The sequence below is a fragment of the Geothrix oryzisoli genome (genome assembly GCF_022808865.1).
Taxonomy (GTDB): Bacteria; Acidobacteriota; Holophagae; order Holophagales; family Holophagaceae; genus Geothrix; species Geothrix oryzisoli.
The window spans coordinates 136,235-160,686 of sequence record NZ_JAKZLB010000001.1 but is presented as its reverse complement, the minus strand read 5'-3'; the positions used below and the strand labels follow the sequence as shown (position 1 = coordinate 160,686).

Annotated in this window: 25 protein-coding genes; 17 read left to right on the top strand and 8 right to left on the bottom strand. The window is 68.8% G+C overall.

The window, feature by feature from the left end; all coding sequences use genetic code 11:
* Position 1 precedes the first annotated feature (1 nt).
* Complete coding sequence (gene leuD, locus MLE43_RS00735) at positions 2–604, top strand: 3-isopropylmalate dehydratase small subunit (protein WP_243300732.1); 603 nt, start codon at positions 2–4, stop codon at positions 602–604.
* A 36-nt stretch (positions 605–640) separates the two neighbouring features.
* The gene (locus MLE43_RS00730) at positions 641–1,516 is read left to right on the top strand and encodes a YicC family protein (RefSeq protein ID WP_243300731.1); all 876 of its coding nucleotides are present in this window, start codon (positions 641–643) and stop codon (positions 1,514–1,516) included.
* A gap of 3 nt (positions 1,517–1,519) precedes the next feature.
* On the opposite strand, the gene MLE43_RS00725 is transcribed toward MLE43_RS00730, so the two are convergent.
* Positions 1,520–2,386: a hypothetical protein gene (locus MLE43_RS00725; RefSeq protein ID WP_243300728.1), complete on the bottom strand. Its 867-nt coding sequence runs from the start codon at positions 2,384–2,386 to the stop codon at positions 1,520–1,522.
* Between the two features lie 2 nt (positions 2,387–2,388).
* On the bottom strand, positions 2,389–3,417 hold the full coding sequence (locus MLE43_RS00720) for a GntG family PLP-dependent aldolase (protein ID WP_243300727.1): 1,029 nt from the start codon (positions 3,415–3,417) through the stop codon (positions 2,389–2,391).
* Between the two features lie 66 nt (positions 3,418–3,483).
* Here MLE43_RS00720 and MLE43_RS00715 point away from each other — a divergent pair, with 66 nt between their 5' ends.
* From MLE43_RS00715 to MLE43_RS00675, 9 genes are all read left to right on the top strand, one after another.
* Positions 3,484–3,807, top strand: coding sequence for a winged helix-turn-helix domain-containing protein (locus tag MLE43_RS00715; RefSeq protein WP_243300725.1), 324 nt, complete (start codon positions 3,484–3,486; stop codon positions 3,805–3,807).
* Entirely contained in the window at positions 3,804–4,529 is a 726-nt protein-coding gene (locus tag MLE43_RS00710; RefSeq protein WP_243300723.1) for a hypothetical protein, read from the top strand. Before MLE43_RS00715 ends, MLE43_RS00710 begins: the two co-directional genes overlap by 4 nt.
* 38 nt (positions 4,530–4,567) lie before the next feature.
* Positions 4,568–5,449 carry an undecaprenyl-diphosphate phosphatase gene (locus MLE43_RS00705; RefSeq protein ID WP_243300722.1) on the top strand — a complete coding sequence of 294 codons (882 nt, stop codon included), beginning with the start codon at positions 4,568–4,570 and terminating at the stop codon, positions 5,447–5,449.
* Between the two features lie 368 nt (positions 5,450–5,817).
* The gene (locus MLE43_RS00700) at positions 5,818–6,579 is read left to right on the top strand and encodes an ABC transporter ATP-binding protein (RefSeq protein WP_243300720.1); all 762 of its coding nucleotides are present in this window, start codon (positions 5,818–5,820) and stop codon (positions 6,577–6,579) included.
* Positions 6,579–7,769, top strand: coding sequence for an ABC transporter permease (locus MLE43_RS00695; protein WP_243300718.1), 1,191 nt, complete (start codon positions 6,579–6,581; stop codon positions 7,767–7,769). Before MLE43_RS00700 ends, MLE43_RS00695 begins: the two co-directional genes overlap by 1 nt.
* An 86-nt stretch (positions 7,770–7,855) precedes the next feature.
* Complete coding sequence (locus MLE43_RS00690) at positions 7,856–8,386, top strand: TPR end-of-group domain-containing protein (protein WP_243300716.1); 531 nt, start codon at positions 7,856–7,858, stop codon at positions 8,384–8,386.
* A gap of 18 nt (positions 8,387–8,404) precedes the next feature.
* Complete coding sequence (locus MLE43_RS00685; protein ID WP_243300714.1) at positions 8,405–9,394, top strand: gluconeogenesis factor YvcK family protein; 990 nt, start codon at positions 8,405–8,407, stop codon at positions 9,392–9,394.
* 104 nt (positions 9,395–9,498) lie between these two features.
* Complete coding sequence (locus tag MLE43_RS00680) at positions 9,499–10,623, top strand: DUF4388 domain-containing protein (protein WP_243300713.1); 1,125 nt, start codon at positions 9,499–9,501, stop codon at positions 10,621–10,623.
* Positions 10,624–10,646: 23 nt separating this feature from the next.
* Positions 10,647–11,354: a hypothetical protein gene (locus MLE43_RS00675; RefSeq protein ID WP_243300712.1), complete on the top strand. Its 708-nt coding sequence runs from the start codon at positions 10,647–10,649 to the stop codon at positions 11,352–11,354.
* A gap of 74 nt (positions 11,355–11,428) precedes the next feature.
* Here MLE43_RS00675 and truA read toward each other — a convergent pair whose 3' ends face one another.
* The gene (truA, locus tag MLE43_RS00670; RefSeq protein ID WP_243300711.1) at positions 11,429–12,220 is read right to left on the bottom strand and encodes a tRNA pseudouridine(38-40) synthase TruA; all 792 of its coding nucleotides are present in this window, start codon (positions 12,218–12,220) and stop codon (positions 11,429–11,431) included.
* 363 nt (positions 12,221–12,583) lie between these two features.
* On the opposite strand from truA, the gene MLE43_RS00665 reads away from it, so the two are divergent.
* From MLE43_RS00665 to MLE43_RS00645, 5 genes are all read left to right on the top strand, one after another.
* Entirely contained in the window at positions 12,584–12,880 is a 297-nt protein-coding gene (locus MLE43_RS00665; protein ID WP_243300710.1) for an HU family DNA-binding protein, read from the top strand.
* A 240-nt stretch (positions 12,881–13,120) separates the two neighbouring features.
* Positions 13,121–13,969, top strand: coding sequence for a bifunctional hydroxymethylpyrimidine kinase/phosphomethylpyrimidine kinase (locus tag MLE43_RS00660; protein ID WP_243300709.1), 849 nt, complete (start codon positions 13,121–13,123; stop codon positions 13,967–13,969).
* A complete protein-coding gene (locus tag MLE43_RS00655; RefSeq protein WP_243300708.1) occupies positions 13,966–15,153 on the top strand; it encodes a hypothetical protein in 1,188 nt (395 codons plus the stop codon). The genes MLE43_RS00660 and MLE43_RS00655 overlap by 4 nt, the downstream gene beginning before the upstream one ends.
* A gap of 145 nt (positions 15,154–15,298) precedes the next feature.
* Entirely contained in the window at positions 15,299–16,288 is a 990-nt protein-coding gene (locus MLE43_RS00650; RefSeq protein ID WP_243300695.1) for a cation diffusion facilitator family transporter, read from the top strand.
* A gap of 35 nt (positions 16,289–16,323) precedes the next feature.
* Positions 16,324–17,796 (top strand): helicase HerA-like domain-containing protein, encoded by a 1,473-nt coding sequence (locus tag MLE43_RS00645; protein ID WP_243300693.1) that lies wholly within the window; start codon positions 16,324–16,326, stop codon positions 17,794–17,796.
* Here the strand turns inward: MLE43_RS00645 and dusB are convergent.
* From dusB to MLE43_RS00620, 5 genes are all read right to left on the bottom strand, one after another.
* Positions 17,793–18,773: a tRNA dihydrouridine synthase DusB gene (gene dusB, locus MLE43_RS00640; protein WP_243300692.1), complete on the bottom strand. Its 981-nt coding sequence runs from the start codon at positions 18,771–18,773 to the stop codon at positions 17,793–17,795. The genes MLE43_RS00645 and dusB overlap by 4 nt on opposite strands.
* Positions 18,774–18,911: 138 nt before the next feature.
* On the bottom strand, positions 18,912–20,174 hold the full coding sequence (rho, locus tag MLE43_RS00635; protein WP_243302317.1) for a transcription termination factor Rho: 1,263 nt from the start codon (positions 20,172–20,174) through the stop codon (positions 18,912–18,914).
* A 97-nt stretch (positions 20,175–20,271) separates the two neighbouring features.
* Positions 20,272–21,108 carry an alpha/beta fold hydrolase gene (locus MLE43_RS00630; protein WP_243300691.1) on the bottom strand — a complete coding sequence of 279 codons (837 nt, stop codon included), beginning with the start codon at positions 21,106–21,108 and terminating at the stop codon, positions 20,272–20,274.
* Complete coding sequence (locus tag MLE43_RS00625) at positions 21,105–21,581, bottom strand: SixA phosphatase family protein (protein WP_243300690.1); 477 nt, start codon at positions 21,579–21,581, stop codon at positions 21,105–21,107. The genes MLE43_RS00630 and MLE43_RS00625 overlap by 4 nt, the downstream gene beginning before the upstream one ends.
* 9 nt (positions 21,582–21,590) lie before the next feature.
* The gene (locus MLE43_RS00620) at positions 21,591–22,649 is read right to left on the bottom strand and encodes an acyl-CoA thioesterase (RefSeq protein WP_243300689.1); all 1,059 of its coding nucleotides are present in this window, start codon (positions 22,647–22,649) and stop codon (positions 21,591–21,593) included.
* A 148-nt stretch (positions 22,650–22,797) separates the two neighbouring features.
* On the opposite strand from MLE43_RS00620, the gene MLE43_RS00615 reads away from it, so the two are divergent.
* Entirely contained in the window at positions 22,798–24,405 is a 1,608-nt protein-coding gene (locus MLE43_RS00615) for a DEAD/DEAH box helicase (protein ID WP_243300688.1), read from the top strand.
* The last annotated feature ends 47 nt before the right edge of the window (positions 24,406–24,452 follow it).

Below are 24,452 nucleotides of genomic sequence, written 5' to 3'. Positions count from 1 at the left end.
CATGATGCCCTTCACGACCCTCACCGGCATCGCGGCCCCCCTGCTCCGCGCCAACGTGGATACGGACCTCATCATCCCCAAGCAGTTCCTCACGACCCTGGTCCGCTCGGGCCTGGGCCGGCACCTCTTCGACGAGCTCCGCCACGATCCGGAGGGCCGGGAGGTTCCGGACTTCGTCCTGAACCGCGAACCCTACCGGAACGCCACCATCCTGCTGTCGGGGCCCAACTTCGGGTGCGGCTCCAGCCGCGAGCACGCGCCCTGGGCCCTGCTCGACTTCGGCATCCGCTGTGTCGTCGCGCCCAGCTTCGCGGACATCTTCTTCAACAACTGCTTCTCCAACGGGGTCCTGCCGGTCGTCCTGCCCGCGGAAACCATCGCCCGACTCGCGGCCGAGGCCGGCCCCCTCACGGTGGACCTGTCCACCCAGACCGTGAGCGGATCCGGCTGCGGTTTCCGCTTCGAGATCGAAGCCGCGCGGAAGGCCGCCCTGCTGGAAGGCATGGACGAGATCAAGCGCAGCGAGGCGAACCTCTCGGAAATCGAGGCCTACGAGACCCGGCGGCGCGTCGAGGCACCCTGGCTGGCGGTGGGCGGATGCTGAGGCGCTACTCTGGAGGCTCAACCTCCGGGGTACCTGATGAGATCCATGACCGCCTTCGCCGAGGTCGTCCGGCCCCTCGAGGCCGGGCAGCTTCGGCTGTCCCTCCGCAGCGTGAACAGCAAGGCCCTGGATCTCAGCCTGCGCCTGCCCCCCGCCCTGTTCCCGCTGGAGGCGGGGCTCCGCGCCCAGGTGCGCGAGGCCGCACAGCGCGGCAAGCTCGACCTCACCGTGGAGGTGCAGGACGAGCCCTCGCTGGAGCCCCGCATGAATCGCGCCCTGCTGCGGGCGGTGGCCAAGGGCTGGCAGGAGGACGCCGAGTGGCTCAACCTGCCGCCCCTCACCGCGGAGGCCTTCTTCCGCCTGCCCGGCGCCTTCCAGGCGCCCGCCTCGGACCTGGGCGAGCGCATGGAGGCCCCCGTGCGCGAGGCCCTGGCGGCCCTGCTCGCCACCTGGAACGAGGGCCGGGCCCGGGAGGCCGAACGGCTGCGCCCTTTCTTCGCGGATGGGCTGGCGCGGCTGTGTTCCCTGTGTGAGCGGCTCCAGGCCGAGGCGGACCTCCAGGCTGCGGAGCTTCCCGGCCTCTACCGCCAGCGCATCGAGCAGCTCCTGGAGGACGCCCGTCTCGCGGGCCAGCTGCCCGCCGAGCGGCTGCTGGCGGAAGCCGGTGTGCTGGCCGAGCGGCAGGACGTGCGCGAAGAGCTGACCCGGCTCGCCGCCCACCTGGACGACTTCGCGGAACGCCTCGCCAGCGGCCGGCTCGAAGGCAAGGCCGTGGACGTGTGGTGCCAGGAGGTCCTGCGCGAGCTCAACACCACCGGCAGCAAGTGCAAGCGCATCGCCATGACCCGCGCGGTCATGGAAGCCAAGGGCGCCCTCGACCAGATCCGCGAGCAATCGGCCAATCTGGAGTAGGCCTCAAAAACCGAGCGGGTCGTACGGCAGTTCCGTGCTGCTCTTCCAAACACCGAACAGCCGCGTGCGGGCCCAGTCCGAAGGTTCCGGCCTCAGGCGCCGCATGCGCCGGGAGAGGAACCACACGGAGCCGTCCTTCGTGCGGTACTCGTCGTAGGGCGCGATGCGGACCCTGGCCATGTCCTCAGGAGCGACCTGCCCGGGGAATACGGCCCAGGCCCAGCGCCGGGCGGCCAGGCCCTCGGCCCAGGCGCGGCTCTCCATCAGGGCGGGGTCCGTGCTGATGCGCACTCCGGCCAGCCCGGGACGACCAGGGGTGAACCGCTCGAAGCGGGTGAGGGTCAAGCCTTGGCGGATGAACGGTCCGCTGCCGGGAACCCGCCACTGGGCGAGCAAGGCGGGGAGCCCTTCCTGGCGGGTCCTGAAGCGCAGTTCGAGCGTGACCCCGTCGACCACGCGGAGCGTGCCCCCCAGCTTCCCCGCTTCGGCGGCGAGGGCTTTGGCCATCTGGGCCGCATCGAGCAGGGTCCCGTTCTGCAACCGCCAGCCAGGCCTCACCGCGAGCCGCCAGCGGCGACCGTGCCGTGAGCCTTCAAGCCCCGCCAGCAGCTGTCCCGCCCAGCCACCCTCGGGCGCCTTCTCCAGCAGGGCGAGGTCCGACTGGTTGACGAGGAACGCGTCGAGGGTCGGACCTGCCGGAAGCAGGACCTCCACCACCGCCTCATCCTCCCCGAACTCGGGCTGGCCGGGCACGAACCGCTGTTCGTTCGAAGCCAACGGCACCGGCACCAGGGCATCCAGGTACCACCAGGTGCCCCCCGCCACGAGGGCGAGGAGCGCCAGAGCCAGGAGGGCCATGCGGAGCTTCATGGTCAGGCGGTCCGCAGCAGGTGGGCCAAGGGCTCGATGCGGCGCAGGGCATCCTCGATGTCGGCCATCTCCAGGTCGCGGTGGGGGATGAAGCGGATGGCCGAGCCCACCGGCAGGGCCCTGACGCCGACGGATTCCAGGGCCGCCAGGGCCGCCGCCGCATCGGGCACCGGCACCAGCAGGACGTTCGTCTCGGGCGTGGGCGCGGCGATGCCGAACCCCCGCAGCCCTTCCGCAAGGCGCCGGGTCTTGGCGTGATCCTCGGCAATCCGGGGCAGGTAGTCCAGGGCCACCAGGCCCGCCGCAGCCACGACCCCGCCCTGGCGGACTCCGCCGCCCAGCATCTTGCGGAGCCGCCGGGCTTCGGCGACGGCGGGCTTCGAGCCCGCCAGCAGCGACCCCATGGGCGCGCCCAGGCCCTTGCTGAGACAGACCTGCACGGTATCCACGCCTTCCGTCAGCGCCGCGGGTGCCAGTCCCAGGGCGGCCGCGGCATGCCAGATCCGCGCGCCATCCAGATGTACGGCCAGCCTCGCGGCCTTCGCGGCAGCCACCAGGGCGCGGTGTTCGGCCAGGGGCGTCACAGTCCCCCCCGCGAAGTTGTGGGTGTTCTCCAGGCAAAGCAGCGTCGTGCGCAGCGTGTAGTACGGACCGGGCGCCCCCGCGGCCCTGGTCACCTGGGCCGGCGTGGGACGGCCGGGGCCGCCGTCCCACGCCAGGGCCTCGGGCATGCCGCCCGCCAGCCAGGCCGCCGTGCCGAGCTCCGAGCCCAGGACATGGGCCTGGGCTGGCGCCAGGAAGCGATCCCCGCGCTTGAGATGGAGCATCAAGCCGATGAGATTGCCCATGCAGCCGGAAGGCACCCACAGGGCCGCCTCCATGCCCAGCAGCTCAGCCACCCAGCCCTCCAGGCGGACCATGGTGGGATCGTGCTCCAGCACATCATCCCCGACCTCCGCAGAGGCCATGGCGGCGCGCATCTCCTTCGAGGGCTGGGTTACGGTGTCGGAGCGGAGGTCGATGGATCGCATGGGGAGATTCAAACACAAGCCGAGATGGGTGGTTGACAAAACAAGTTTGCAATACAAACTTGTTTCATGGGCAAAACAGGAACCAACCCCAAAGCCATCCTGGACCTGGACCGCATTGTCCACGAACCCGCCCGGCTCGCCATCCTCACGGTGCTGGCCTCAGCGGAGGAGGTGGCCTTCCTCTTCCTCCAGCGGGTCACGGGCCTCAGCAAGGGCAACCTCTCAAGCCATACGCAAAAGCTGGAGGGGGCCGGGTATCTCGAAACCGTGAAGGCCTTCCAGGGCCGCATCCCCGTCACCAGCTTCCGCATCACCGAGGACGGCCGGACCGCCCTCCGCGCCTACCACCAGCAGCTCCGGGCCCTGCTCCCGAAGGAAGGCAAGCCATGACCACCACGGACCTTGAAGCCCTGGCCACCCTGACCCGGAACTACGCCGTCTTCCAGGCCCGCAAGAGCGGCCTGGCCACGGCCCTGGGCGGGCTGATGGCGGTGCTCTTCCTCACGGCCCCGATGTATGTCGATGCGCTGGGAGTCCGCCCGATGGGGCACTACCTCCTGGAGTATCTGCTGCTCGCGCCCTTCGCCTGGCTGGTCCTGAAGACCCTCCTGGGCCGCGTGCTCTACCGTGATCTCGGGGAGGTCAAGGCCAGCCCGGACGCTGCCTACGAGCGCCGGAGATGGTTCTGGATCCTGGGCCTCGCCCTGTTCATCGGTGTTTTTCTCAGCCTCTGCATCCTTGGCTTCGCATCGGGGTTCCTGCGCGCCAATCCGGCGGGCGCCTGCCTGACCATGCCCTCGCTCGCCGCACTCTGGCTCCCCCTGCTCTACCTCGCCCCCACGCCGTGGATGCTGCGCGGCATCGAGGAGGCCCGGGTCTATGCCGTCCTTGTCGGCGAGTGCATGCTCTGGTTCCTGGCCTCATTCCTGGCCTTCTGGAGCGCCCGACCCTACCGTCAATCCTCGATGGAAACCGCCTCCACCGTCGTCCAGATCGTCCTGGTGATTCTCCTCCTGGGCATCCTCGTCTGGAGCGCCCTGGCCATGGTCCGGGGCTGGAAGGAGCACCGCGAGTACCTCGCCCTCCTGCGGGCGCTTCCGCGGGAGGCCTGATTCCTCTGGCACACTGTTCCTTTGCGCCGAGGGACTGAATGAATCTGCTGCACGCCATCCTCCTGGGGCTGATCCAGGGCCTGACGGAATTCCTGCCGGTGTCCTCCACCGCCCACCTCACCCTGGCCGAGCATTTGATGTTCGGCGGGCGGCCCATGCCCCTGGCCTTCGACGTGCTGCTGCACGGGGGCACCCTGATCGCCCTGATGATCTATTTCCGCCGCGAGCTGTTCCAGGTGGCCATGGGGTGCATCGGTCGGGACGCGGAGGGCCGGAAGCTGGCCCTGTGGTTGTTCCTCGCCATGATCCCCACGGGCATCTTCGGGCTGGCCACCAAGGGCGTGAAGGAGGCCGCGAAGGAGCACCTGTGGGTCTACGGGATCGGGCTGGTCTGCACCTCCGGACTGCTCTACCTCGCCAACCGCCTCAGCTGCGAGCGGAACAACCTGCGCCATGAAGACCAGGCAGGCCGGGGCATCGGTGATCTGCGCGCCTCGGACGCCCTGGCGGTGGGCGCCATCCAGGGCATCGGCGGCGGCTTCGGCCTGTCGCGGTCCGGCTCCACGATTTCCATGGGCGTCTTCCAGGGCCTGCGGCTCCCGGCCTCGGCGCGGTTCAGCTTCCTCCTGGGCGTGCCCACCATCGCGGCGGCCGCCGTGGTGGAGCTGCGGGGCCTGCTGAAGCCCCTGCTCCGCCATCAGCCCCTGCCCGCGGACTTGGCCTTCCCCGCCGGCTCGGCCTCCCCCGCCCTGCTCTGCGGGATCGGTGTCCTCGCCGCGGCCATCTCCGGCTACATGGCCATCGGGCTCCTCGACCGGTTCACCCGGAAACCGAGGCTCAACGGATTCGCCCTGTACTGCCTGGGCCTGGGCCTGGTGATGCTGGCGCTCAGCGCCACGGGCGCCCTCGGCCATCATTAGAGTGCCTAGCAAAACTCCCATGGGACCGCGCGAGGGTCGCCGGGCGAGCGAGGCGAGGAACGCGAGAAGACGCGTAGCGGGTACTACGCGCGACGAGCGTGACGCGGCTTCGCGACGCCCGCCGGCCCTCGCCCGAAGGGAGAAAGCCAGGTGGGCGCCCCGCAGCGTCACGGCCCTTGAACGATGTCCCGCATCGCCCTGCGGGCCCTTCCTTGCGGTGCATCCCACCTGGCTTTCTCGCGGCCCCGTCGGGGTTTTGTTAGGCACTCTAAGACTGCCGTTCACCGGCCCGACCGCACCGTTCGCCGGTCCACCCGACCGGCAGGCGGTCTTCCCCCTACACTGTGACCTTCCCACCCGGAGGCTTGGTGATCCAGCTCAGTGAGGTCCATAAATCCTTCACCGTCAAGGACCGGAAGACCCGACTCACCAAGCGCATCGATGCCGTGCGCGGCATCTCGCTGGAAGTCAGGCCCGGGGAGATCTACGGTCTGCTGGGCCCCAACGGCGCCGGCAAATCGACCACCCTGCGCATGATCGCCGGGCTCATGGAACCGGACACCGGCACCATCCATGTCTGCGGCCACGAGACCCGCCAGAGGCCGGAAGCCGTTCGCGGCTGCCTGGGCTATCTGAGCACGGACATGGGGGTCTACGCGCGCTTCACCCCCCGGGAGCTGCTGCGGATCTTTGGGGAATTCCAGGACGTGGAGCCCAAGGTCGCGGAGCGCCGGGGCATGCACCTGCTGGATAAGCTCCAGCTGGCGGATTTTGCCGATGTGAGGATGGAGGGCTTCTCCTCGGGGCAGAAACAGAAGGTGAGCATCGCCCGGGCACTGCTGCACGATCCCAAGGTGGTGATCTTCGACGAACCCACCACCGGCCTGGACGTGCTCACCGCCAAGACCGTGCTGGACCTGCTCCGCATCATGCGCGAAGAGGGCCGCACCGTGATCGTCTCCACCCACGTCATGCCCATGGTCGAGGACATCTGCGACCGCGTGGGCATCATCTTCGACGGCAAGCTGCACGGGGACGCCCCGCCCCGGGATCTCCTGCAATCGAGGCGCGCGAAGAACCTCGATGAAGTCTTCTTCCAGCTGGCAGCCGAATCCGAGGAGAACCACTGATGCGAGGCGCCCTCCTCATCGCCAAGAAGGAGTTCCTGGAACTCTCGAAGGACCGCAAGACGATGTTCTTCGCTTTCGTGCTGCCCTTCCTGATCTATCCCGCCATCTTCGGCATGATCGCCCGGATGGAGAAGCGGGACGAGGCCAAGAACCGCAACAAGGCCAGCCGGATCTACCTGACCGATCCCTCCGACGTCCTGGCTCCGGCCCTGAAGGCCCAGCCCCTGCTCTTCGAGCTGGTGCCGAGACCCGAGGGAAGCCTCGACCAGGCCATCCGAGACCAGAAGCTGGAGCTGGCCCTGGAAGTGGCCCCGTCAGCGGCCGCGGCCCTGCAGAAGCAGGAGACCTTCACCCTGGCCGCCACCATGGACGAAAGCGAGCGGGCCTCCGGGGTCGCGCTCAAGCGGCTGAAGGACACGCTCAAGGAGCAGGAGAAGAGCTGGGTGCAGGGCCGCCTCCACACCCTGGGGGCCTCCCCCCAGCTGGCGGAGCCCCTCAACCTGGAGGTGAGGAACGCCGCGGACGCCTCCCTCCAGATGGGGAAGATCGCGGGCCGGCTGCTGCCCTACCTCCTGATGATCATGATGTACGCGGGCTCCATGCAGCACGGCATCTACGCCACGGCAGGCGAGAAGGAACGCCAGACCCTGCTCAGCCTCATGGCCACACGGCTGCCGCGGAACCAGATCATCCTCGGCAAGCTGATCTACATCTTCAGCATCGGCGTCATTTCCGCCCTCCTGAACCTGCTGAGCATGGCCCTCTCCATCCCCTTCATCGGCGGCGGATCCCACTCCTCCATGCAGGCGGTGGCCGCCCTGGCCAACCCCCTGACCCTGGGCCTCACCTTCCTCATCATGGTTCCCCTGGGCCTGTTCTTCGCGAACTTCATCCTGCTCATGGGCATCCAGGCCAGGAACACCATCGAGGCCGGCAGCGCGATCGCACCCGGCATCTTTCTGGTGATGTTCCTCGGCATGTTCACCATGGCGCCCGGCGTGGACAAGATGTCCTTCCTCTCCTACGTGCCCGTGGTGAACGTCTGCCTGGCCCTCCGCAAGCTGTTCAGCCAGCAGCCCAACTGGGGCGAATACGCCATCGCCTTTGCCATGACTGTGGGCCTGGCGACCCTCATGACCTGGATTTCCACGCGGATCCTGAACCGTGAGAAGGCCCTCTTCAAGGCCTGAGGATGGATTCCCTGGGCCCGTCGGGGCCATTTGCCCGGGAAAAGCTGTCATCCTATAGTTTCTCCAAGGCTTCCAGAGGATCCCGCATGGCGACGAAGGCCAAGTCAGAACACGCTCCCAAGTCCGCCCCCGCTCCGGCCGTCCAGGCTTTCCCGCTCGCAGATGCGTTCGCGAAGGCCGTGAAGCTTGCGGAAGGCGGCAAGCACGCCGAGGCCGTGAAGGCCCTGGATGCCCTGATGGTGGAGGCCCAGGCCGCCGGTGACTGGGCGGTCAAGCGCCGGGCCCAGGTCTATCGCGCCCTGGCCGAATCCAAGCTGCATCCCCCCAAGGTCGCCACGCCCGACACCGTCACCGAGATCCAGGCGAGCCTCAACCGCCGCGATACGGACGGGGCCCTCAAGCAGCTCGAGAAGGCCATCAAGGCCCACCCCACGCACGGGACGCTGCACTACCTCCGGGCCGTGGCCTTCGCCCAGATGGAAAACGCCGAGGGCGCCGCGGAAAGCCTGAAGAAGGCCGTGGAACTGGAAGCGGACCTGATCTTCCAGTGGCACATGGAGCCGGACTTCAATTCCGTCCGCAAGTCCCCTCTGTTCGCCTTCACCGAAGGCCACTAGGCCGCGCCGGACCGTCCCATGTCAGGGCCCCGGGGTCTCCATGCCGACCAGCCCCTGAAGGTGGTGGCCCTGGGCGGCGGCACCGGGCTCGCTGCGCTGCTGCGGTCCCTGAAACGCGAGGCGGGGCGCAGCCGCGACCCCTGGAAGCTCACCGGCATCGTCACCGTATCCGACAACGGTGGCTCCTCCGGGCGGATCCGCGACGAACTTGGCGGCATCCCGCCCGGGGACCTGCGCAACTGCCTCTCGGCCCTGACTCTGGAGGATTCGGCCCTCTCGGATCTCCTGAACTACCGGTTCAGGGGGGACGGCAGCCTGGCCGGGCACTCCCTGGGGAACCTCATGCTTTGGGCCCTGGCGGACCTCACCGGTGACTGGGTGCGGGCCATCCGGCAGCTCTCGGGCGTGCTGGTGACCGTGGGCCGGCTCTTCCCCTCCACCGTGGTGCCCATCACGCTCTGCGCCGAAGACATGGAAGGCCGCCGCTACGAAGGCGAGACCGCCGTGGGCTCGTGCCGTCCGCCTCTGGCGCGCCTGTGGATGGAACCCGCCGGCGCCGAGCCGCTGCCCGAGGCCGTTCTCGCCCTGCTGCGGGCGGACCTGGTGATCCTGAGCCCCGGCAGCCTCTACACCTCCACCATCGCGAACCTGCTGCTGTCGGAGCTCCAGGAGGCGGTGGCCATCTCCCGCGCCCCCGTGGTGTATGTGGCCAACCTCATGACTGAACCCGGAGAATCCTCCGGCCTGGACCTGGAAAACCACCTGGCGGCCATCTCCTCCTTCGGGCGCGTGGGCATTTCGGCCGTGATCGCCAATTCGGCCCCGCTCCAGCCCGAGATGCTCGCCCGCTACCGGGAGGAGGGCGGCGAGCCCATCCTGGCCCCCTCCAGCGAGGTGCTGGGCATTCCTGTGCACCGCTTCCCCCTGCTGGATCCCGAAGCGCCGATGGCCCGGCACCATCCCGACCTGCTGAACCAGGCCATCCGCGAAACCCTGACCCGGCTTTGACTCCGGCCGATCCAGAAGCAGAGTCTGGAGGCTTGTAGAATCCTGATCGACCTGGGTTTCCAGCCAAGATCCAGGTTAGCCTTGTCCGGACAGGAGGCACGGTCTTGGCGTTGAGCGGTGATCTGGCGACGATGAGCCTGGAAGACATCTTCCAATGGCTGGCCGTCGGCAAGAAGACCGGCGTCCTCGAGCTTCGCGGCCCCCTGCACACCAAGCGCATGGCCTTCCACGAGGGCCGCATCACCAGCGTCTGGTCGTCCGATCCCCGGGAGTACCTGGGCCAGTACCTGCTCGCCTTCAACCGGATCACCGAAGATCAGCTGCGGGAGGCCCTGGCCACTCAGGAAGACGAACAGCAGCTGCTGGGGCGCATCCTCATCAACCGCCAGCTGATCACGGAAGCCGAGGTCCGGCGCATCGTGCAGCTGAAAGTCGAAGAGAGCATCTACGACACCTTCCTCTGGCCTTCGGGCAGCTTCGATTACCACGACGGCGCGGCCTCCCACCAGAAGGCCATGCTGCTCAGCCTCGACGTCACCGGCATCGTGCTGGAAGGCGCTCGCCGGATGGACGACTGGAAGCGCATCCGGCGGGTCATCAGGGGCGGTGATGCCGTGCTGGCGCCCGTTCCCGAAGCCATCGCCGAGCATCTGCCCCTGGCCTCCGAGGATGCGGACATCCTGGCGCGCATGGATGGGCATGTCCGCGTGGACCAGCTCGTCCTGAACATCCGCATGCCGGAATACAAGGTCAACAAGCTGCTCTTCGACCTCCACGAAAAGGGCCTGCTGCGCATCGTGAACCCCGGCGGGGACCTCGGGGAGAACCCCAGCCTCCATCTCCAGCGGGTCCGCGCCCTGATGGAGAAGCAGAAGCTGCAGGAGGCCCAGGTCGAACTCCGGCGGATCCTCAAGGACCAGCCCCGCCATGTGGACGCGGGCAGGATGATGGCCGTGGTCCAGGATCTCCTGGACGACCGGAAGCTGGATCAGGAGCTGGTCCCCGCGCTGGCCGTGACCCTGGATGAACTGATGACCACCGACCTCGGCCCGAACGAGGCCTTCCTGGCCAGCCGGGTGAACGGCCTGTGGTCCATCCGCGACATCCTCACCATCGCGCCTTTCGAGCAGGATGAGTGTCTCGCCATCTTCTCGCGGCTCATCAAGCGTGGGATTCTCAAGACATCGAAACTCACCAAGGGAGGCGATCAGCCGGGTTCCTTGCGCTGACCCCTCCCGGATCCGGAGGCGCCATGCGCATCGCCATCGCCCTGCTGCTGATCACCTTGCCCCTCGCCGCGGCGAAGAAACCCACCCCCGCCCAGCTTCAGGCCCAGGTCAGGCAGCTCACCGAGGAGCGGGACAGCCTCAAGCAGCGGCTGGCCGCCACCGAAGACCTCCAGCAGGAACTGGCCGCCGCCCAGAAGGCCCGGGACTTGTCCAAGGCGGCCGCGGAAGCCGCCCGCAAGGAGGCCGACCAGGTCCGTGCCACCCTCCAGGAGAACGAGCGCGGGGGCGACGCCATCCTGAAGGATGTCCGGGTCGCCCGGCAGGAAGCCGAGGAGGCCAAGGCCGAGGCCGCGAGGCTCAAGGTCGAGAACGAGGAACTCCGCCAGAAGGTGAGCGCCGTCCCCGCCGAAGGAGATCTGGTGATCCTGGGTGCGGAGGTGCAGCCCGCGCGGCCTCTGAACCTGAACCGGGTGGTCCCCCGGCTGAAATCTTCAGGGCTCTTCTCCGGCCGGCCCAAGGGCGTGGTCGTGGTGAACGTGCTGGTGAACGAGAAGGGCGAGGTGGTCGCCTCCCGCCTGATCCAAGGCCTCCCCGGCGACGGACCCGACGTGAAGGAGGCGGGCGAGGCCTGCGTGGAGGCGGCCAAGAAGCTCGTCTTCGACCCAGCCACCTCGAAGGACGGCAAGACCCGCTTCAAGGTCTGGCAGGGCGTCGGGTTCTATCTGGATTGAGGCTTCGGCCCTCAGTCTTCAGAAATGGACGGGAAGGGCGAAGCCTCACTGAAGACTGAGGACCGGGGACGGCTTCAACCCCGCTCACCCCAGGGGCTGGGCTCGCCGATCGCCCATGCGGCCTCGTACCAGACCTTCTCCAGGCAGAGGCCTTCGGGCGGTGCCGTGAGCCCAGCCCGGGTGCGGTCCTTCGCGGCCAGCACGGCGCCGAGAGAATCCGGGCGGCGCCGCCCCTTCCCCACCTCCACCAGCGTGCCGGTCATGATGCGGACCTGATGCATGAGGAAGCTGCTGCCCTCGAAGACGAGGTCCACGCCGCCCTCGCTGGGCGCGAACCGGATGCCGTGCAGGGTCCGGACCGGTGTCTTCGCGGCGCATTCGGTGCAGCGGAAGCTGGAGAAATCATGGGTGCCGAGCAGGGGCGGAACCGCCGCGGCCATGGCCAGGAGGTCGAGAGGTCCGGCCTGGCGGATGTGCCAGCGGAAGGGCGCCATCAGAGGATCCTCCGCCGGCCCCAGGCCCAGCCGGTAGATGTAGCGCTTGGCCACCGCATGCTGGCGCGGGAAGAACCCTGCTGGCGCGGGTTGCGCCCGCATCACCCGGATATCCCTCGGCAAGTGCGCGTTCAGGGCCGCCAGCAGACGGTAGGGATCCCACTCCCGGTTGGCCTGGATCAGCACGCCCTGCGCCCGGGCATGCACGCCCGCATCGGTGCGCCCCGTACCCTGGGGCAGGGGCGCCTCCGGATCGAAGGCCCGCAGCGCCTTCCAGAGATCCCCCTGCCCGCTCCGCAGGCTCGTCTGGATCTGCCAGCCGTGAAAGCCCCCGCCCGCATAGGCCACGGTGAGGAAGTATGGATGCGTCATAGGACCCATCATAGGCCCCGAACCGCCCCTCGGCAGGCCTTCCGCGCCGAGGCTCTTCCCCAATGGCCCGTTCTACGGTGATCTGTGCCATCCATGGAACTTAGGTGCCAGTATTTCCGCCCATCCGGATGTTCCATGCCAGCCTAGATTCCGCAGGGGAGCCGATCTCCGTTTTTTTTTCAAATAAAAGCCTTGACCGTGCTACATCTGCGGCGTAGCTTCTTGGCAGTTTAGGAAATACAGTATTCATGGGCCTTTGCGGGCAAATGATATTCGAAAATCCAGTAGCCACGGTCGTCTCCGCGTGGAGCCGATTCCGTTTCTCTCAACCCGGGGACACAGTCCCCAAATTCGGAGGTTTCCATGAACAAGGCTGAACTGGTCAGCGCCGTCGCCGACAAGGCCGGCATCACCAAGGCCCAGGCCGCTGCGGCCCTGGACCAGGTGCTCGGTGGCATCTCCGGCGCTCTGCGCACCGGCGACAAGGTCACCCTCGTGGGCTTCGGCACCTTCTCCGTCGCCAACCGTGGCGCCCGGACCGGCCGCAACCCCCGCGACAACAAGCCCATCAAGATCGCTGCCAAGAAGGTCGCCAAGTTCAAGCCCGGCAAGAAGCTCGCTGACGAAGTCAACGGCAAGGGCGGCAAGAAGCGCAAGTAGGACCAGCCTGACCGGCTTCGGCCGGACACCAGGATCGCAGGGCCCGCTTCGGTGGGCCCTGTTTCGCGTCAAAGCGCTTTTTTTAAATATTAATGGCCCATGACCCGTTGGAACCCGTGTGGGGCCCGGACCCTCGTTTTCCCCCGGTCGGAGCGCTGTAAACCCCGTCTTTCTTTGTGATCCGGATGAGCCTCGAGAGGAGCGCCGGGCCCTCATCCTGTGTCATCCTGGGACTTCGCCATGGATGACTCTCGCCTCAGCGCCCCGCCGGTCGCCCTGTGCCTGGGCGGGATGGACCCGTCCGGGGGAGCAGGTCTCCTGCGCGATGCCCTCGCCCTGGCGGAGCTGGGTTGCCAGCCCATGGCCGTGAGCTTGGCGGAGACGCTCCAGAACGGCCTGGCCTGCACCCGGATCGAGGCTCCGGGGATGGACCCGGTCCAGCGCCTCGAAACCCTCGCCCCCCATCTGGCGGGCCGCTGGGGCGTGAAGCTCAGCCTCTGCGCCCTGGAGGCCGGCCCCTTTCGGCGGCTCTGCGCCACCCTGCGCCACCTCGCACCGCCCGTGCGCATCTGGGACCCCATCCTGGCCCCCAGCGCCGGGGTGGGCCTGCACGACGGCGGCGATCTGCGCCGCATGGCTGCGGACCTGCTGCCCATGGGCGGCTGGGTGGTCAGCCCCAACCGGGGCGAAGCCGCCGCCTTCGCCGGTCTGCCTCCCGAGGCCATCCAAGGGGCCGCCCCGGAACGGCTGGCCACGCCCTGGCTCGAGGCTGGTGCCGCGGCCGTGTGGCTCAAGGGCGGCCATGCCCCGGGGGACTTGATCCAGGATTTGTGGATCACCCGGGAGGGCATCGAACGCCTCGAGGCCGCGCCACGCCTGCCCGGCCAGCGCCGCGGCACGGGCTGCCTCCTGTCCGCCACCTGGCTCGGCCTGCGCCTGGGAGGCCTCGAGGATCGCGCCGCCGCCCGGGAGTCCGCCCGTCGCCTCCGGGAGAGCTGGGCCCTGGCCTTCACGCCGGGCGGCGCGGGCCGGCCCATGTTCGCGCCCATGGCCCTGAGATCAGCATCCGCTGCCGGGGAGGCCCGGTGACGGAGGACGAAGGCCGGGGCTTCATGCTGCGCGCTGCCACGGACGGCCCCTGGGCGGGCTGGTCGGGCTCGCGCTTCCTCGAAGAAGGGCTGGCCTCGGTCCATGCGGCGCCGGGCCGCGCCCTGGCCCGGCTCATGAACCTGGCGGCCCTGCTCCCCGGGGGCTTTGGCCTGATCTGGGACCATCCCCCGGCCTGGATGGAGGCCCTGCCCGCCGAGTCCCGGCAAGGCTGGTGGGAGGCCATCTCCGCCATCCCCGGGCTGGCCCTGCACCTCGGGCCGGAGGCGGCGGCGCAGCTCCCCGGCGGCGCCTTCCGGGCCTGGCTCCACACCCCCGAGATGCCCGAGGGACCCCTCGGCGAAGCCTGGCGCCAGGGCGTGGTCGGCTGGGTTCCGCGGGTCGCCACGACCTGGCGCCTGCCGGACCTGGGCACGCCCGCGCCCGGCGACGAAGTGCCCCCCGGCTGGCTCTGGGGTGAAGTGACCCTGCCCCTCGGAGCCCTCTCCACCCTGGCCTCCGGCGAAGCCCTGATCACCGCCATGTCGGAGGCCCAGGGCGCGGCGGAACGGGGGTTGGCCCAGCGCCTGTCAGCGAACGCCTGGGTGGACCTCCCCTTCCTGCGCCGGGCCGCGGGCTGGCGGCTGGCCCTGGCAGGCGGCATCGAGTTCCAGCGGGCCGGAGGCGCCTGGCCCGCCGCCTTCGGGCAGCTTCGCGCCCTGAAGGCCCTGCTCCAGGAACGGCTGAGAACGCCGATCCACCTGGGTGCCTGCGGCGATCCGCGGATCGCCGCTCTGCTCGGGCGCCAGGCGCTTCGGGAAGGCCTGCCCTGGCGAGCGAGCCTGCCCCTTCCGCCCGCGCCCGGCGCCTTCACGCCCGGACTCGCCGCAGACCCGCGCGACCCCGCGCCCCTGGAGGCCCGCGCCCTCCAGCCCGCCGGCTGGACCGACACCCTCGACCATCCCCCCACCATCCTCCTGCGGGTACCCGCCGTGCCGCCCGAGGCCGGGGCCCAGGCCATGCTGGCCCAGATCCAGCCTGCCCCCGCCCTCCGCTGGCTGCCGCCGGACTTGCCGCCCCCGGCGCCCTTCGATCCTGATCGTCCCTGGTCCGCACCGGCGGCCTTCCCCTTCCCGGCCGACCCCGGGAATGGGTTCCAGCGGGGGCTCTTCGAGGACTTCGAATAGACCCGCAAAAGATCTCCACGAAGGGCGCGAAGAATCGAGCCGGACCACGAAGGATGAGTCTTTGTCTTCGTGTTCTCGTTTTCCCTTCGTGCCCTTCGTGAGTCCTTTCCTCCTTTCGGCTGGTACCGTGGAGGCCGGAGTTGCCATGTCCGCCGAACACCTCGAACAGCGATCCCGGGTCCGCATCGCCCTCCTGTCCATCACGGCAGGGGTGGCGGTCCTCGGCCTGAAATACCTGTCCTACCTGCTCTCGGGATCCGTGGCCCTGAAATCCGACGCCATCGAAAGCGTCGTGAACGTCGTGGCCGCCATCTTCGCTTTGGGCGCCGTGGTCTTCTCAGGCAAGCCCGCGGACAAGGAACATCCCTACGGCCACGGCAAGATCGAGCACTTCAGCGCCGCCTTCGAGGGTGGCCTCATCTCCCTGGCGGCCGCCTTCATCCTGTTCGAGGCCGCCGAGGGGCTCATCCACGGTGTGGTGCTGAAGGACCTGGGCCGGGGCCTGGCCGTCAACCTGCTGGCCGGCGCCCTCAATGGGCTGCTGGGCTGGTTCCTCCTCACCCAGGGCCGCAAGACCCGCTCCCGGGCCCTGGAGGCGGACGGCCACCACATCCTTTCCGACTTCTGGACCACCGTGGGCATCGCCTCCGGCCTGCTGGCCGTGAAGCTCACAGGCATCAAGTGGCTCGATCCCGTCATGGCCATGATCGTCGGCCTCCTGCTGGCCCGCACAGGCTTCCGGCTGGTGAAGGAATCCTCCCAGGCCCTGCTGGACATGGAGGATCCCGAAGTGCTCAGCAAGGTCCTGGCGGCCATGAACCGCACCCGCACCTGGGACATCATCGCCGTCCACGAGATGCGGACCTTCCGTTCAGGCCGGTACACCCACGTGGACGTGCACATGGTCGTGCCCGAGTACTACCCCGTGCGCCAGGCCCACGACCTCTGCGAAGGCTTCGGCAAGCGTGCGCTGGAGGGGGCCGACATCGAAGGGGAGGTGCACACGCACGTGGATCCCTGCGGACGCCTCTACTGCGAGCGCTGCCCGGCCGAGGCCTGTGCCATCCGGCGGGCGCCCCAGACCGGCGATACGGCCTTCTCCCTGGAAGAGGCCACGGCCGCAGGGCCGGCCTGAATCGATCGCATCCCCTCCACCTTCACGAGGCCCCCATGTCCGAGCCCCTGCTGATCGCCAAAGGCGCGTCTGATCTCGTCCTGCTGCCCCGCATGGCCAACCGCCACGGGCTGGTGGCCGGAGCCACAGGTACCGGCAAGACGGTGACGCTGCGCACCATGGCCGAGCGGTTCTCCGCCATCGGTGTGCCGGTGTTCCTGGCGGACGTGAAGGGCGACCTGCCGGGCCTCTGCAAGCCCGGCGGTGACAACCCCAAGGTGGCCGAGCGCGTCGACCAGCTGAAGCTCGAGGGCTTCGAATACCAGGGCTATCCCGTGGCGTTCTGGGACCTCTACGGCCAGCAGGGCCACCCGGTGCGCACCACCATCAGCGACATGGGGCCCCTGCTCTTCTCCCGGCTGCTGAACCTCAACGACACCCAGGGCGGCGTGCTGAACCTGGTGTTCAAGATCGCCGACGACAACGGCCTGCTGCTGCTCGACCTCAAGGACCTGCGCAGCATGCTCCAGTTCGTGGGCGACCATGCCGCCGAGTTCAAGACCCAGTACGGCAATGTCTCCGCCGCCAGCATCGGCGCCATCCAGCGCGGCCTGCTGGAGCTGGAGAGCCAGGGCGGCGAGGTCTTCTTCGGCGAACCCGCCCTGGACCTCGACGATCTCATCCAGACAGACGCCAAGGGCCGGGGCGTCATCAACATCCTGGCGGCGGACAAGCTCATCAATGCGCCCAAGCTCTACGCGACCTTCCTCCTCTGGCTGCTGTCGGAGCTCTTCGAGCGCCTGCCCGAGGTGGGCGATCCCGAGAAGCCCAAGCTGGCCTTCTTCTTCGACGAGGCGCACCTCCTCTTCAATGACGCGCCCGACGCCCTGCTGGACAAGATCGAGCAGGTGGTGCGCCTGGTGCGTTCCAAGGGGGTGGGCGTCTACTTCGTGAGCCAGAACCCGCTGGACATCCCCGAGAAGGTATTGGGCCAGCTGGGCAACCGCGTGCAGCATGCGCTGCGCGCCTTCACGCCCCGCGACCAGAAGGCTGTGAAGGCCGCCGCCGAGACCTTCCGGGCCAACCCGGACCTGGACGTGGCGACTGCCATCACTGAACTGGCCGTGGGCGAGGCCCTGGTGTCCCTGCTGGACGAGAAGGGCCGTCCCGGCATCGTGGAGCGCGCCTTCGTCTGCCCACCCCAGAGCCAGCTCTCGCCCATCACGCCAGAGGAGCGGCAGCAGGTCATCAAGACCTCTCTCCTGGCAGGCCACTATGAGCAGGCCGTGGACCGGGAGAGCGCCTTCGAGAAGCTCAAGGCCCGCGCCGAACAGGCCATGCAGCAGGAGGCCGCCGAGGCCCAGGCCAAGGCGGAAGCCAAGGCCGACAAGGAACCCGCGCGGCGCAGCGACTCCATGATCGAGGCCTTCGGCAAGAGCGTCATCCGCGCCGCCGGCAGCTCCATCGGCCGCCAGATCATCCGGGGCGTCATGGGGTCCATCTTCGGAGGCGGAGGACGCAGGCGCTAAGCCGCCTGGTGCCTCAGCGCGTCGATGGCGGCCATGAGGGCCTGGGGATCGCTGGCGGCGTGGAGATTCTGGCGGAAGCCGTGGCCGCCGGGCACGCCCTTGGTGAACCAGGCGCCGATCTTCTTGATCTTGTGCAGGGCCTCCCGGGGCTCCAGCAGGTCCAGCAGGATCTGGAAGAGCCGCAGGGTGGCGTCGATGCGCATCTCCGTGGTCACGACGAAGGCCGGCTCCAGGATCTGCCGGAAGAGAAAGGGGTTGTAGAGGGCGCCCCGGCCGATCATCACGGCCGCGCAGCCCGTCTCCTCGACCATGCGGTACGCATCTTCCCGGAGATTCACGTCGCCGTTGCCGATGATGGGATAGGAGGTGCCCGCCTCCACGGCCCGGGCGATGATGCTCCAGTCCGCGTGGCCCTCGTACTGCTGGGCGCGGGTCCGGGGATGGATGGCCAGCGCCTGCACGCCCGCGGCCTCGAACATGCGCAGGAAGTCCAGGAACTCGCCCCGCTCCTTCTGGGAGGCGTCCCAGCCCGCGCGCATCTTCACGGTCACGGGCACCTTCACGGCCTTCACCATGCCCGTGACGCAGCGCTCCGCCAGGCGGATGTCCTTGAGCAGGGCGGAGCCCGCGCCGCCCTTGGTGACGTTGCTGGCCGGGCAGCCCATGTTCAGGTCCACCAGATCCGCCCCGGCGGTCTCGCACAGCGCCGCGCCCTCGGCCAGCGCCTCCGGGCGTCCCCCGGAGATCTGCATGGAGAGTGGCCGCTCACCCGTGGCCGCCATCATCTTCTCGGCCTTCACCGCGTGGCGGATCAGCGCCTCGCTGCTGATCATCTCCGACACCACCAGCCCCACCCCCCCGATCTCCCGGATGAACTTCCGGAAGGGCTGGTCGGTGATCTCATGTAGCGGCGCCATCACGAGGCGGTTGGGCACCTCGACGTCGCGGATCTGGAAGGGTGAATGCGGGAAGGTCATGGTCTGTCCGACCTTCCAGTGTAGCGGGGGCCCGGAATCCGGCCCAGCCCCACTCAGGGGCCGGGCGCGAGCGGCCGGGGGGGGGGGCGTGTCGGGGTGGGCCCGGAATCCGGCCCAGCCGGATTCCGGGCCGGGCCGCTACCTGCGGGGTGGCGGCTCTTGCAGGTTGGCCAGGAACTCGTCGTTGGTCTTGGCCTTGCCGAGGCGGTCCACGAGGAGCTCCATGCTCTCGCTGGGGCCGCTGGCGCTGAGGATCTTGCGGAGGACCCAGATCTTGGCCAGCTTGGCGGCGTCGATGAGCAGGTCCTCCTTGCGGGTGCCGGACTTCTGGATGTCCATGGCCGGGAAGATGCGCTTGTCGCTGAGCTTCCGGTCCAGGACGATCTCGCTGTTGCCGGTGCCCTTGAACTCTTCGAAGATCACGTCGTCCATGCGGCTGCCGGTCTCGATGAGAGCCGTGGCGACGATGGTGAGGCTGCCGCCGGCCTCGATGTTGCGGGCGGCGCCGAAGAAGCGCTTGGGCCGCTGGAGGGCGTTGCTGTCCACGCCGCCGGAGAGCACCTTGCCACTGGGCGGCACCACGGTGTTGTAGGCGCGGCCCAGGCGCGTGATGGAGTCCAGCAGGATCACCACGTCCTTCTTGTGCTCGACCAGCCGCTTGGCCTTCTCGATGACCATCTCGGCCACCTGGACGTGGCGGGTGGCGGGCTCGTCGAAGGTGCTGGAGACCACTTCGCCCTTCACGCTGCGCTCCATGTCGGTGACTTCCTCAGGCCGCTCGTCGATGAGCAGCACGATGAGGAACACCTCCGGGTGGTTGGCGGTGATGGAGTTGGCGATGTTCTGCAGCAGCACGGTCTTGCCCGTGCGCGGCGGAGCCACGATGAGGGCGCGCTGGCCCTTGCCCAGGGGGGTCATCAGGTCCATGACGCGGGTGCTCAGTTCCTGGGCATCCCGCTCCATGCGCAGGTGGTGCTTGGGATACAGGGGCACCAGGTCGTCGAAGTGCATCCGCTCCTTGGCCGTCATCGGGGGATCGAAGTTCACGGCATCCACCCGCAGCATGGCGAAGAACTTCTCGCCCTCCTTGGGGGCGCGGATCATGCCGGACAGCGTGTCGCCGGTGCGCAGGTTGAACTTGCGGATCTGGCTGGGCGAGATGTAGATGTCCTCGGGGCCTGCCAGGTAGTTCTGGTCGGGGCTGCGCAGGAAGCCGAAGCCCTCGGGCAGCACTTCCAGCACGCCTTCCGCGAAGAACTGGCCCTCGCGCTCAGCCTGGGCCTGGAGCACACGGAAGACCAGCTCCTGCTTCCGCATCGAGAGCGGGCTCTCGATCTGGAGTTCCTTGGCCAGCTCGGCGAGCTTGCCGATGGACAGCTCCTTGAGCTCTTGCAAGCTCAAGATGGCGGGAGACTGAGAAGGGGTGGCCATAGGTCACCTCGGGGGCAGGGCGAGTCGGGAGTGGCTCGGGGAAGGATGTATGGTAGGCCAGTTTCCCCTATCGGCCAAACCCGGTGTCGACTTTATCCATAAAGGCGCGAGTCCTCGCAACGAACCCCTTGGGATCCTCCACAGGGTAGGCATGCCCGATGCCGGGCACGACCTCGAAGGAAGCGCCCGGGATGGACTGGGCTGTTTCCCGGCACTTCCACGGAGGGGTCAGCAGGTCCTCGGCGCCGGAGAGGAGCAGCACCGGATCCTGGATGAGACTCAACCGCTCCCGGATGTCCCAGCCCAGGATCCCCCGGATCTGGTGCAGGTTCCCGTGCATGGGCTTGTCGGTGCCGCCCGTCACGACCTGGTGGTAGGCCCGCAAGACGCCGTGGCGCGCCTCCAGGAAGGCATCGCCCCACAGGAAGGGCGCCACGGCATCGAACTGCATGAGGGGCCCGCCGACCTCCAGGCAGTGCGCCCAGTGCTCGGCCTTGAGGGCCATGGCGAAGTCGATGCGGGGCATGGCGCTCGTGAGGACCGCTCCCGCAAAGGCGCCGGGGTGGGTCGTGAGCAGCTCCAGGCTCATGGCGCTGCCGTTGGAGAGGCCCAGCAGCCACGGGCGTTCCACCCCCAGGAGCCCGAACAGCTCCCAGGTCTCCGCAGCCAGCAGAGCCGTGGGATAGGGCCCCTCCACGGGCGCCTCGGACTTGCCCTGCCCCCGGCTGTCGAAGGTGAGGACACGGTAGCGGTCCATCAGGCCGGGCAGCACGCCGGCCCACATGGTGGTGTCCGACAGCAGGCCGTTCAGCAGCACCAGCCAGGGCCCCTGGGGGTTGCCCTGGACGCGGTAGTGGAGCTTCACTCCCGAGCCGAGCGTCGCGAAGGTGGGCTGAGGCCTCATGCGCCGTGCCTCAGTTCCGAAGGCTGGTACTGCCGTTCGAAGCGCCAGAGGCCGTCCTCCCAGCGGATGACGGTGCAGCTGGCCTTCTTCACTTCGAAGTTGCGTCCCGTGAGGTGGAAGATCAGCTCGCCGAGGAACGGCTGGTGGCTGATGACCGCCAGGGTGCCGTCTGCTTCGGCCGCCAGGCCGCGCAGCCAGAGGTCCGCCTGCGGGACCCGGCTCTCCGGAAGCACCATCAGCGAGGTCTCCAGGGGGAAGGCCCCCGCCGCCTCCTGGAGGCAGGCCATGGTCTCCACGGCCCGCCGGTAGGGGCTGCTGAAGCCCCGGGTGGGGACATGGCCGCGGGCGACGAGGCCGTGCATGGCCGCGCGGGTCTTGGTCCAGCCCTCCCGCGTCAGGGCGCGGTCCGAATCGCGCTGGCCGGGGTGGAGGTCCTCGGCGATGCCGTGGCGGATGAGGAGGAGCGTGGTCATGCGGTGATCTTACCGCCTCCGCGACGCCTGCCAGGCCAGCCGCGCGGCGCGGCGTCGGTGGGCGGCCAGGTAGCGGGCATCCTCGGCGTAGGTGGTGGGATAGATGGGCGGCACGGGCTGGGGACGCAGCTCCTCGTCCACGTTCGCAAAGGTGAACACGCAGCTGTTGGAGAGGTTCGTCTGGGTCCGGTCGCGGCTGACGCGGATGATGTCCGTCTCCACGCAGACGCTGGTGTTCCCGGAATACACGGCCCGGCTGAGGAACTGGAGCTTGTCGCCCATCCGCACGGGCTGGACGAAGTTGATGCGGTTCACGGCCACGATCACGGGCCGGTGCGGAGCCACCTGCTCGGCGCAGATGGCGGACTGTTCGAAGGCCTGCCGGATCAGGTGCCCGCCGAAGATCTTCGTGGGGACGTTCTCGTGCTCGGGATAGGTGCGCTCCCACCCGCTGGTGACGCAATCCGCCGCCATCAGCCCGCGGAAACCGGGTTCGTCCTGGGCCGCGTGGAGGGACGTGAGGAGCGCGTACTCCTCGCGGGTGGGGGGTTCCTGGGCCTGGTGCAGCTGCTGGCGGTAGCCCTCCCGTCGCGCGATGGCCCGCTCCCACCGCCGCACCGCCAGGGCGTCGTCGGGGCCGAACGAGGGCAGCACCAGGCTCTCCGCGCCGGCTCCCGTGGTGCTCCGGGCCACCATGGTGAAGTAGCAGGAGGCGATGTGCGCGGGTGGGCTGCCATCGGGACCGGCGGCGTGCTCGACGCGGATGCCCACTTCCAGGCTGGTGCGACCCACGAAGTTGATCCGGGCGCGGAACACCAGGTCCCGACGCACGTCCGCGGCGCTGCGCACGTAGATGTTGTCGATGGCCGCCGTCACCACGCGGGCCTGGGGATGGATGCGCCGCACGTAGTCGAGCGCGCATTCCTCCGCCACCTTGTCGAGCACCTCCAGGATCAGGCCGAACCGCACATTGGCCGGGAGATCCTCGTCGAGCACCATGTAGCGCCGCTGGAGCGAGGGCTCGGAACCGAGGGGCAGCGTGAGGATGCGATCGTCGGGAAGGGGCATGGACCAGTATGCCCGATCCGCGATTCTTCCTGGAATATCAAGGCGTTTCATGGGATGCTGATCGTTTGGGCCCCTCCCGGCTGGCGCTGTTCGCCAACAGAGACTGCCATTCGGCACACTCGCGCAGGGATAGCCCCGGGAGATACCAGTGAGTGATACGACTTTTGCAGCCCTCGGCTGCAGCGAAGCCCTTTTGGCCGCCCTGGCCAAGCGCGGCTTCGAGACCCCCATGCCGGTCCAGGCCCAGACCTTCAAGCCGGGGCTCGAAGGCCGCGACCTGCTCGTGCAGAGCCGCACCGGCTCAGGCAAGACCCTGGCCTTCGGCCTGCCCCTGCTGCACCGGCTCTCCGATGAGCGCCACCCCCAGGCCCTGATTCTCGCCCCCACGCGGGAGCTGGCCCAACAGGTGGGCGCCGAGCTGCACAGCCTCATGCCCAAGCTCCCCATCGCCAACCTCGTCGGCGGCGTGGCCTACCCTCCCCAGATCAAGTCCCTGCAGATGGGCTCTCCGGTGGTCGTGGGCACGCCGGGCCGCGTGATGGACCATCTGAACCGGGGCACCCTCGACCTCAGCCGCGTGAGCATGATCGTCCTCGACGAGTGCGACGAGATGCTGAACATGGGCTTCCTCGAGGATGTGGAGACCATCCTCGCCAAGGTGCCCGAAGGCCCCCAGACCTACCTCTTCTCGGCCACCCTGCCGGTCCCCATCGCCAAGCTCGCGAAGCGCTTCCTCAAGGATCCCGTCCAGATCCAGCTGGCCGAGGCGGGCGAGCACGCGGTGCATGCGGACATCGCGCACACCCCCGTGCTGGTGCCCGACCACCAGCATGTGCGGGCCCTCGTGAACCTGCTGCTCCGCGACCAGCCCAGCTCCGCGCTGATCTTCACCAAGACCAAGGCCCAGACCGAGGAAGTCGCGGAAGAGCTGACGGTCTCCGGCCTGGCCGCGGCCTTCCTGCACGGCGACCTGGCCCAGGCCACCCGCACGCGCATCCTGGGGCAGTTCAAGGACGGCAAGCTGCGCTACCTGGTGGCCACCGATGTGGCGGCGCGGGGCCTCGACATCACGGGCCTGCCGCTGGTGGTGCATGTGGGCATCCCCACCCAGCTCGAGAACTACATCCACCGCAGCGGCCGCACGGGCCGCGCCGGCGCCAAGGGCACCAGCCTGGCCCTGGTGGGTTGGAAGGAAAGCCGCATCCTGCTGGCCTGGGGCCGCCGGGGCGGCCTCAAGCTCGACTGGCGGGCCGTGCCCACCCCCGCGGAGATCCGCGAGGCCCAGACCACCCGGCTCCTGGAGGGCATCCAGGGCGCCGCCAGCGCCGCCCTGCTGGCCCAGGCCGCCCAGTTGCTGAGGGAGGGCGATCCCGTTCGCCTGGTGGCGGGTCTTCTGGGCCTCGTCCAGGCCGAGCAGTCCTCGGGCTTCGACCTGCCGAACGAGCCCGAGAAGAAGGCCAAGCCCCGCTTCGACACCGCCCGTGAGCGCAAGGAAGGCGGCCCCCGGCCCCAGCGCTCCTATGCGGAGCGCAGTGCCGCCCGCGGCGAGGCGCCGAAGCCCGATTCCTTCTCCAAGACCCGCCCCGATGGCAGCTTCAAGCCCCGCCGCGAGTTCGACGACAAGCCCCGGCCCTACCAGAAGCCCAAGCCGGAGGCCGCGGCGCGCCCCAACCGGACCTGGGAGGACCGCCCCGCCCCCAAGGACACGCCCCGCCCCTGGAAGGCCGCTCCGGCCAAGGCCTGGAAGAAGAAGTAACAGGCCCTCCTGGCGTCAGTCCAGGGCACAAAACGAGGGCGCCGTGG